The sequence below is a fragment of the Burkholderia sp. BCC0322 genome, assembly GCF_902833045.1.
Classification (GTDB): domain Bacteria; phylum Pseudomonadota; class Gammaproteobacteria; order Burkholderiales; family Burkholderiaceae; genus Burkholderia.
This window is the reverse complement of sequence record NZ_CADFDU010000028.1, coordinates 1-8,144: the sequence shown is the minus strand read 5'-3', so window position 1 is coordinate 8,144 and position 8,144 is coordinate 1. Positions and strand designations below refer to the sequence as shown.

Sequence of the window (8,144 nt, the reverse complement as noted above, 5' to 3'; positions counted from 1 at the left end):
TACAATCGACAGCGCATGCACACGTCGATCGACTACTGCACTCCCGTCGAATACGAAACCCTACGCGCTGCTGCATGACATGCTGTACGTGAAAACGAGGCAGGGTCACCATGTATTCATACGAAGAGCATGTTCGGGCGGTCGAGCTGTACCTGAAGCTCGGGAAGCGCATCAAGGCAACCATCCGCCAGTTGGGTTACCCGACGAAGAATTCTCTCAAGGCGTGGTGTGACGAATTCGAAAAGAGTGGCGATCTGCAGAAGGGGTATGTTCGCGTAAAGCCGAAGTACTCAGAGGAGCAGAAGAACTCGGCACTCGAGCATTACGTCAACCACGGGCGCTGCATTACCTTCACCCTCAGGGCATTGGGCTATCCCTGTCGCGAGATACTGTCGAAGTGGGTTCGTGAGCGCTATCCGGAAACCAAGAAATGCGTAGTTAGCAAGGCGGGCAGACCGGCCGTGCCATTGGCGTCCAAGCAGGCCGCAGTGTACGAACTGTGCACACGGGAAGGAAGTGCACAGGCGGTGGCGCGAAAGCTGGACGTCGACAGGGTGACACTGTACAACTGGAAGAACCAGTTACTCGGCCGAGAGGCTCCTGCATCCATGAAACGCGACAAGGGCTCACCCGCAGAGACGGACCTATCCGTGATTTCGTGGGCGAGGCATATCATGAGGTGTAAAAGTCATGGATATGCCAATGAAGAAGAAACGGCAAACTGTAGCGCGTCAGGCAGCGGCCCGCGGGCCGCTGCCTGAACTGCCCAAGGAACTGCTGGACCAGTTGGTCAAGGGGCCGATGACGCCGGCCGAGGTGCAGGACTTGATGCTGGCGTTCAACAAGGCGGTCATCGAACGTGCGATGGGCGCCGAGATGAATCTGCATCTGGGCTACCCGCCTGGCCAGCCCAAGCCGCTCGGTCAGGCCAACGAGCGCAACGGCGCCAGCAGCAAGACGGTCATCACCGATCGTGGCCCGGTTCGGGTTGACGTGCCCCGCGACCGCGACGGCAGCTTCGAGCCAATCCTGATCCCCAAGCATGAGCGCCGTTTCACCGGCTTCGACGAGCGCATCATTGCGATGTACGCCCGCGGCATGAGCGTGCGCGAGATTCAGGGATTTCTGGCCGAGCACTATGGCACCGAGGTCTCGCCCGACTTCATCAGCTCGGTCACCGACGAGGTGATGGCCGAGGCGCTGAGCTGGCAGAGCCGTCCGCTTGAGCCGATGTACCCGGTCGTGTTCTTCGATGCGCTGCGGGTCAAGATCCGCGACGACGGCGTGGTCAGCAACAAGGCTGTCTATCTGGCCTTGGGTATCCAGGCCGACGGCCAGCGCGACGTGCTGGGCCTCTGGATCGAGCAGACCGAGGGTGCCAAGTTCTGGCTCAAGGTGTTCAACGAACTGAAGACGCGCGGCTGCCAAGACATCCTGATAGCTGTGGTCGACGGCCTGAAGGGGCTGACCGAGGCCATCAGCGCAGCCTACCCGCGGACAACCGTGCAGACCTGCATCGTGCATCTGATCCGCAACAGTCTCGAGTACGCCAGCTACAAGGACCGTAAGGCGCTCGCGACGGCGCTGCGCCCGATCTACGCGGCTGCCAGCGAAGAAGCGGCAAGGCAGGCGTTACAGGACTTCGCTGATGGCCCGTGGGGCGAGAAATATCCGACCATCGTGCAATCGTGGCAGCGAGCATGGGAGCACGTCGTACCGTTCTACGTGTTCCCGCCGGAAATTCGACGGGTTGTGTACACGACAAACGCCATAGAAAGTCTGAACATGCAGTTGCGCAAGATCATCAAAACGCGCGGCCACTTCCCGAATGACGAGGCGGCGATCAAGCTGCTCTGGCTGGCGCTGCGCAATGTACTGGCCAAGAGCGTGCGGGCCGCCTTCGACTGGAAATCAGCGATGAACCAGTTTGCTATCCTGTTCGGCGACCGATTTATGCAGGCGCGCGGATAACGCGCTGTTCAACCGCCTCGCCCACAAAAATCCGGACAGGTTCGCAGAGACAAATCGGGACGAACTGGAGCGACAGGTCGAAGAGCTCCGGCGCGACATTCGCAATCTGCAGCTTGAACACGACCTGTTGAAGAAGGCGAATGAACTCCTAAAAAAAGACCTGGGCGTCGACCTGCCGCTCCTGAGCAACCGGGAGAAGACGACGCTAGTTGACGCCCTGAGAGAAGAATACGGTTTGACTGAACTGCTTGTGCGGTTGGACTTGGCGCGCAGCTCCTATTTCTACCATCGGTCGCCCATACGGGTCGCCGACAAATATGCCGAAGTCCGCCGCACCGTTGCAGAGATATTCGAGGACAATCACCGATCATACGGCTATCGTCGGGTGCAGGCAGCGCTCAGCAGGCAACGGGTGTTTCTATCGGAGAAAGTCGTGCGTCGCCTCATGAAACAAGGCGGCCTCTACGCAGCCAGGCCCAAGCGGCGCCGGTATCGTTCTTATGTTGGGGAAATTAGTCCGGCCCCAGATAACATCATCAATCGCGATTTCCACGCCACCGCCCCCAACGAAAAGTGGCTGACGGATATCTCCGAGTTCCACATCCCTGCGGGGAAGGTATATCTATCACCCATGATCGACTGCTTCGATGGCATGGTCGTCAGTTGGTCGATTGGTACGAGCCCTGACGCAGAACTCGTGAATACCATGCTGGATGCCGCTATCGAGACTGTGACCGAGGGCGATGAGAAGCCCATTGTGCATTCCGACCGAGGTGGTCACTATCGCTGGCCTGGTTGGCTGTCCCGGATTGCGAACGCCAGCCTCATTCGATCCATGTCGCGCAAAGCCTGCTCACCAGACAATGCGGCCTGCGAAGGCTTCTTCGGAAGGCTGAAGACCGAAATGTTTTACCCTGGCAATTGGCGTTCGACGACCATCGCGGAATTCGTTGAGGCACTGGATGCCTATATCCGCTGGTATAACGAAAAACGGATCAAGGGCTCCCTCGGCTATCTCAGCCCCATCGAGTACCGTGAAAGCCTTGGGTTAACAACGTAAATCGGTCCAAGAAAATAGCCGCATCCCCAAGTGGCTCATTATTACTTTGCGCCCAACAGCAGTGCCAGGCGGTCCCGCCCTCAAAAATGTCCTCAATGTTCAGGCCTCGATGGTTGTGGAAGATCGTCGCTCCGGAAACGACTTCTGCAGACCTTCCTTAACCTCAGGCATCGGAACAACCGAGGCTGAGCAAATGGGCAAGCCGATCATCGACGATGAATTGTGGACACTGATCGAACCGTTACTGCCGCTGTCTGGGCGCATATTTTTCGCATAAGAACATTCCGATTGAAATAATATTGAAAGGTTGACATCCTTGTTGTGCTCAGGTGCGGCGTTCCTTGTCCCGCGCCTAGTCTTACTGTGTCAATAAATTCATGCCACTATAGGAACTTCTTCATCCATGACGTGAGGAATGATGGACTGGGAGACGTCATTCGAGGCGTATCTGGAACATTTGTGTGAAGCGCTTGGGCATAGCGACCGCGAGTCAGGATTGAGAGGCTATTGCCAAGGGCTGATGCTGCCAATTCGGCGCAAGAGCGTCGAGCCGCTGGCGGCACATCTGGAACCGGAGCATGTGAGCGCGCGGCACCAGTCGCTACATCATTTCGTGGCGAAGTCGGAATGGTCCGATACGGCGCTGCTCGAGCAGGTGCGGCGCTGGGTGCTGCCGCACATGGACCCGGCTGGCGGGTTGTACTGGATTATTGACGACACGGGATTTCCCAAGAAGGGTAAGCATTCGGTCGGCGTGGCACGGCAATACTGCGGTCAGCTGGGCAAGCAGGACAACTGCCAGGTTGCGGTGAGCTTGTCGGTGGCGACGGAAGACGCGAGCCTACCGGTGTCGTATCGACTGTATCTACCGCGTGAATGGAGCGACGATCCCGTGCGACGACAGAAAGCCGGCGTGCCCGAGGAAATCGAGTTTGCAACCAAACCAGAGAGTGCGACCGGGCAGTTGCGCGACGCACGGCAAAGCGGCGCGCCCGACGGTATCGTGTTGGCCGATGCGGGCTATGGAGACGACACTTCATTTCGGGAGGCCGTCAGCGAGCTCGGGCTGCAGTATGCGGTGGGCATTCGCTCGAACACGCGCGTCTGGGCGCCGGGCACGGCTCCTCTACCGCCCGAGCCCGCCGCGGGGAAATCGGGCCGGCCACGCAGCTTGTTACGGCGCGCACCGGGACATGAACCGATCGGAGTCAAGGATCTGGCCTCTACGCTCGATGCCTCGCGCTATCGCAACGTGATATGGCGCGAAGGTACGTGCGCCGCGCTCAGTTCGCGCTTTGCTGCCGTGCGCGTGCGTGCTTCACACCGAGATTACTGGCGCTCCACACTGCGCGATGAGGAATGGCTGCTGATCGAATGGCCCGAAGGTGATGCGGAGCCACTCAAATACTGGCTTTCGACTTTGTCCCCAGACACGACGCTCGAACGACTGGTTCATGTCGCCAAGATGCGCTGGCGTATCGAGCGGGACTATCAGGATCTCAAGCAGGAGTTCGGCCTGGGACACTTCGAAGGTCGTGGCTGGCGTGGATTCCATCACCATGCATCGTTGTGTATTGCTGCCTATGGATTTCTTGTTGCGCAACGCCTCATTCAAGGCGACAGTAAAAAAAACTCCGCGATCCGCGACCCATTTGCCTTTCCCTCGGATTACGTGCCACGCGGGTCCCCAGCGCGCACAGCGCCACGCGGCTGATTCCATCACCACGCTGCGCTGGCGTATCGCTGCATACATCGCGCGCCGGCTCGAGCGATGTCCGTTTTGTTCAGCATCCAATGCTGATTTATTGACACAGTAAGACTAACGCTTGACGAAGGACATAGGGGCACCCCCCGCCTTCACCTCGAGCTCCAGTTCACTCGTATAGCCTCCCTCCTCCGTGAGCGTCACCCACGCCACGATCCACCCGCTCTCGTCAATCACCTGATCTAAGCCGTTTCTTGTAGCTATGTAACAACGCCATTTCGTGTTGTACGCCAATATAGCCATGCACTGGCGACAAGCGTTAATAATTCAGTAACCAGCACTCCGTACCAAATTGCAGCGCTACCAAAGCAACGGTCCAGCACCCAAACTGTGCCTAGCAACAGGATCCAGCTGCGCAATACTGCGATCGTCGCAGACGGGCCGGGTGCTTCGCAGGCAGTAAGGAAGCCCGTCACGATCAGGTTGATCGCAGCCGGCAAAAATGCCAATGCATACCATGGCACCGCTGGTTGCAAAATTGTCCACGCTTCATCGCCTGCTGGCAAAAAAAGAAACGTGAGCGGTCGTGAGGCCATGGTGGTACCAATGGCCACAACAACCGAGAATACCACCGTCGCGATTACGCTCACCCGGAACGCACGATAAAGGTCAGCTACGTTTCGCGCGCCGCGATAGTAGCTGACGATGGGTTGCATGCTCTCCACTAATGCAATCATGGTGACAGTCGCGCCAAGGACGATGTATTCGAGCACAGCATAAGCGGCGAGTCCCGTCTCGCCGAAATTGGAGAGCACGACTCGGTTAAAAACAAAAACCGTTATAACCGGGGCAAGTGCACTTAAGAATTCAGATGCTCCGTTGCAGGCGACACGTATGATGTAGCGTTCACCACAGTCGGCAAACGCACGTCGAACGGGCACGATCCGTTTGGCTTGCGTCATATGATAGGCAAACATCGCACAACTCGAGACCATCATGGATAGGCCCGTGGCAAGTGCAGCTCCCTGAAGCCCCATCCCCTTGAGCACAATCAGCAAGTAGTCGAGTGCAATGTTCGTTAGCGCGCCGAGCAACATTGCGAATACGCCGAAGCGCGCCGCCCGAGGTCCCTCGGCGCGCAAAAACAACTCCAGCGCGTAGAGGCCGTTGGAGAACAGGACGAACCAGCCCCAGATACCGAGATAGGCGTTAACGTCGTCAGCGAGTGCCCCTGTTGCACCAAGCAGAAGGGTGATTTCTTGCTTGAAGATCAGAACCATCCCGCTCACGATCACACCCAGGGCGAGCATCGCCCATAACACCTGTGTGAAGGCGCGCTGCGCCTGCGTGACACGTTGCTCCCCAAGCAAACGCGCAATCAAAGTTGAACCACCTACGCCGACCATTACACTGATAGCATATGGAATGTAAGTCAGCGGCGTCACTAGGTTGAGCGCAGCGAGAGCCTGTTGACCAACATATCGCCCGATAAAAATACCGTCGATGAGCGTGTAAGCGATGTAGACCCATCCGGATAGGACGGCCGCCATGGCTAGCGCGGCATATTGTTTGAGTGGCGACGCATTTACTGCGCACGCAAGATTCTTTGTGGAGATAAATTGTGACATAGTTACCTCGATGACTTACCACCGCGCCTCGAAGCGACGCGTTTTCGCTGCTTGCGTATCAATGAGCTATAGATTGCTGACGCGCACGATCGCGCGCGCTCATCTCAGCGAGTCAGGGATGGAGGAAACATAGATTGATGCAGATGCATCCAGACAACGCCTTGTCGGGTAGGAGAAAACAGGAGGAAGTGCATATGATTTGTGTGGCCTATCGCTACATTTATCAGGACATCGAGTTTTCTCGATGTCTCAAGCAGATTTGGCATGAAGGTACGGCATTATACCAAATTTCACTCTTGCCGATTGCACACCAAATACACAAAGTCCACTCCGATTGACAAAATTCCACTCAATAAAATATACAAAATACTTTGGCATGACAAATGTCATCTATTTAAACCAATTTAACAAAACGAAACGGATTCGCGAATCAATATCAAATTATCACCAATTAATTTGGCAATAGCAAAATTTAACGTAAGCTAGCGCGAGTCGCTTCAATAACTGGCCGATTACCGGCAGACTTGCTCCGCGCGCGATGATTGGGAGCGAACGATGATGGACACCAAAACGACGAATGCGATGCCGTGGCGAATCGAGGACATCGACCTGACACGGATCGATCGTCAGCATGCCGCCGCGAACGAGGATATGCTGCTGCTGCTGTGCGCATCGTCGTTCATCGAAAGCGGCTCGGATCTCTACAGTAGCAATCTGAGCCAGTTCTTCAACAACGATCCGGAAATTTGCGCATGGCTCAACAATGCGTGGGAGCACGAAGAACTACAGCATGGTCGTGCGCTAAAGGCGTACATCGCGCACGTGTGGCCGGAGTTCGACTGGGATACCGCGTTCGCGAATTTCTTCACCGAGTATTCGAAGACCTGCAAGGTCGAGGCGTTCGAGAAGACCCGCGCGCTCGAGATGGTCGCGCGCTGCGTCGTCGAGACGGGCACGGCCACGCTCTATCGCGCGATCAACGAGTGCTCGGACGAGCCCGTGCTGAAGGAAATCACCGACAACATCCGCACGGACGAAGTGCGCCACTACAAGCACTTCTTCAGTTTCTTCAAGAAGTACAACCAGCTCGAAGGCAATGGCCGGCTCGCGGTGCTCGGCGCGCTGGCACGCCGCGCGATGGAAATCAAGAACGAGGATTCCGAGATGGCGCTGCGCCACGTGTTCGCGGTTCGCTACCCAGATCATGTCGGCGACAGTCAGTACAACCGCGAACGAGCCTCGTGCATCAACGCGCTCGTGCGGCGCAACCTTTCGGTTGATATGTGTGTGAAAATGCTGCTCAAACCGCTCGACCTGCCCGCGAAGATCCAGATCGGTGTCCACTATCCGCTCACCGAGATCATGCGGCACTTGTTGCTGCGCTGAACGTGGCGGCTGCGGTGTTGATGGAGTTGCCCCTGTAACTCAGGACACGCGGACACCGGTAGGTTGATGACACCGCATTACGCCTGAACTCGCGAGGCGAGCGGTATTTCAGGGCTTTGTGCGGGTGGCGCTCATTGTAGTGTTCAAACGCGATAGCCAGACGCGAGAGCGCTGTTGGTGCGTCAGACTTGTCCATATAGGCGAAGTAATTGTGCTTCATGGTGAGCTTCCCCCGGTTTTTCGCCTTCCAACGGTCCCTAGTTATGCGGCGGCGTCCTTGGTCTGCTGAGCTTTGATCCAGTCCCGAAGGAACCGCTCCGGAGAAACAAAGCCGAGCGATGAATGACGACGACTGCGGTTGTAAAACACTTCGATGTATTCGAACAGATCGGCC

4 protein-coding genes and 4 pseudogenes are annotated in these 8,144 nt (G+C 56.8%); 5 read left to right on the top strand and 3 right to left on the bottom strand.

What is annotated here, in order from left to right; all coding sequences use genetic code 11:
• Positions 1-110: 110 nt before the first annotated feature.
• The 4 genes and pseudogenes from HWX39_RS35350 to HWX39_RS35335 all read left to right on the top strand — a co-directional run.
• Positions 111-644 (top strand): annotated as a pseudogene (locus tag HWX39_RS35350) (IS3 family transposase); the annotation flags it as partial.
• A 58-nt stretch (positions 645-702) separates the two neighbouring features.
• The gene (locus HWX39_RS35345; RefSeq protein ID WP_175972096.1) at positions 703-1,971 is read left to right on the top strand and encodes an IS256 family transposase; all 1,269 of its coding nucleotides are present in this window, start codon (positions 703-705) and stop codon (positions 1,969-1,971) included.
• 43 nt (positions 1,972-2,014) lie between these two features.
• A pseudogene (locus HWX39_RS35340) lies at positions 2,015-3,031 on the top strand (IS3 family transposase); the annotation flags it as partial.
• Positions 3,032-3,449: 418 nt separating this feature from the next.
• On the top strand, positions 3,450-4,745 hold the full coding sequence (locus HWX39_RS35335; protein ID WP_175972098.1) for an IS701 family transposase: 1,296 nt from the start codon (positions 3,450-3,452) through the stop codon (positions 4,743-4,745).
• Positions 4,746-4,996: 251 nt separating this feature from the next.
• On the opposite strand, the gene HWX39_RS35330 is transcribed toward HWX39_RS35335, so the two are convergent.
• The gene (locus HWX39_RS35330) at positions 4,997-6,364 is read right to left on the bottom strand and encodes an MATE family efflux transporter (RefSeq protein ID WP_175972095.1); all 1,368 of its coding nucleotides are present in this window, start codon (positions 6,362-6,364) and stop codon (positions 4,997-4,999) included.
• Positions 6,365-6,922: 558 nt separating this feature from the next.
• Here HWX39_RS35330 and HWX39_RS35325 point away from each other — a divergent pair.
• Complete coding sequence (locus HWX39_RS35325; RefSeq protein WP_175972097.1) at positions 6,923-7,750, top strand: ferritin-like domain-containing protein; 828 nt, start codon at positions 6,923-6,925, stop codon at positions 7,748-7,750.
• Positions 7,751-7,811: 61 nt separating this feature from the next.
• Here the strand turns inward: HWX39_RS35325 and HWX39_RS35320 are convergent.
• Both HWX39_RS35320 and HWX39_RS35315 read right to left on the bottom strand, forming a co-directional pair.
• Positions 7,812-7,973: pseudogene (locus HWX39_RS35320) on the bottom strand (integrase core domain-containing protein); the annotation flags it as partial.
• A gap of 38 nt (positions 7,974-8,011) precedes the next feature.
• Positions 8,012-8,144: pseudogene (locus HWX39_RS35315) on the bottom strand (IS3 family transposase); the annotation flags it as partial.

What these genes read in the sequence shown, in the direction of transcription:
- HWX39_RS35335 (WP_175972098.1), top strand. Translation starts at nt 3,450, where the DNA reads ATGGACTGGGAGACGTCATTCGAGGCGTATCTGGAACATTTGTGTGAA.
- HWX39_RS35330 (WP_175972095.1), bottom strand. Translation starts at nt 6,364, where the DNA reads ATGTCACAATTTATCTCCACAAAGAATCTTGCGTGCGCAGTAAATGCG.
- HWX39_RS35325 (WP_175972097.1), top strand. Translation starts at nt 6,923, where the DNA reads ATGGACACCAAAACGACGAATGCGATGCCGTGGCGAATCGAGGACATC.
- HWX39_RS35345 (WP_175972096.1), top strand. Translation starts at nt 703, where the DNA reads ATGAAGAAGAAACGGCAAACTGTAGCGCGTCAGGCAGCGGCCCGCGGG.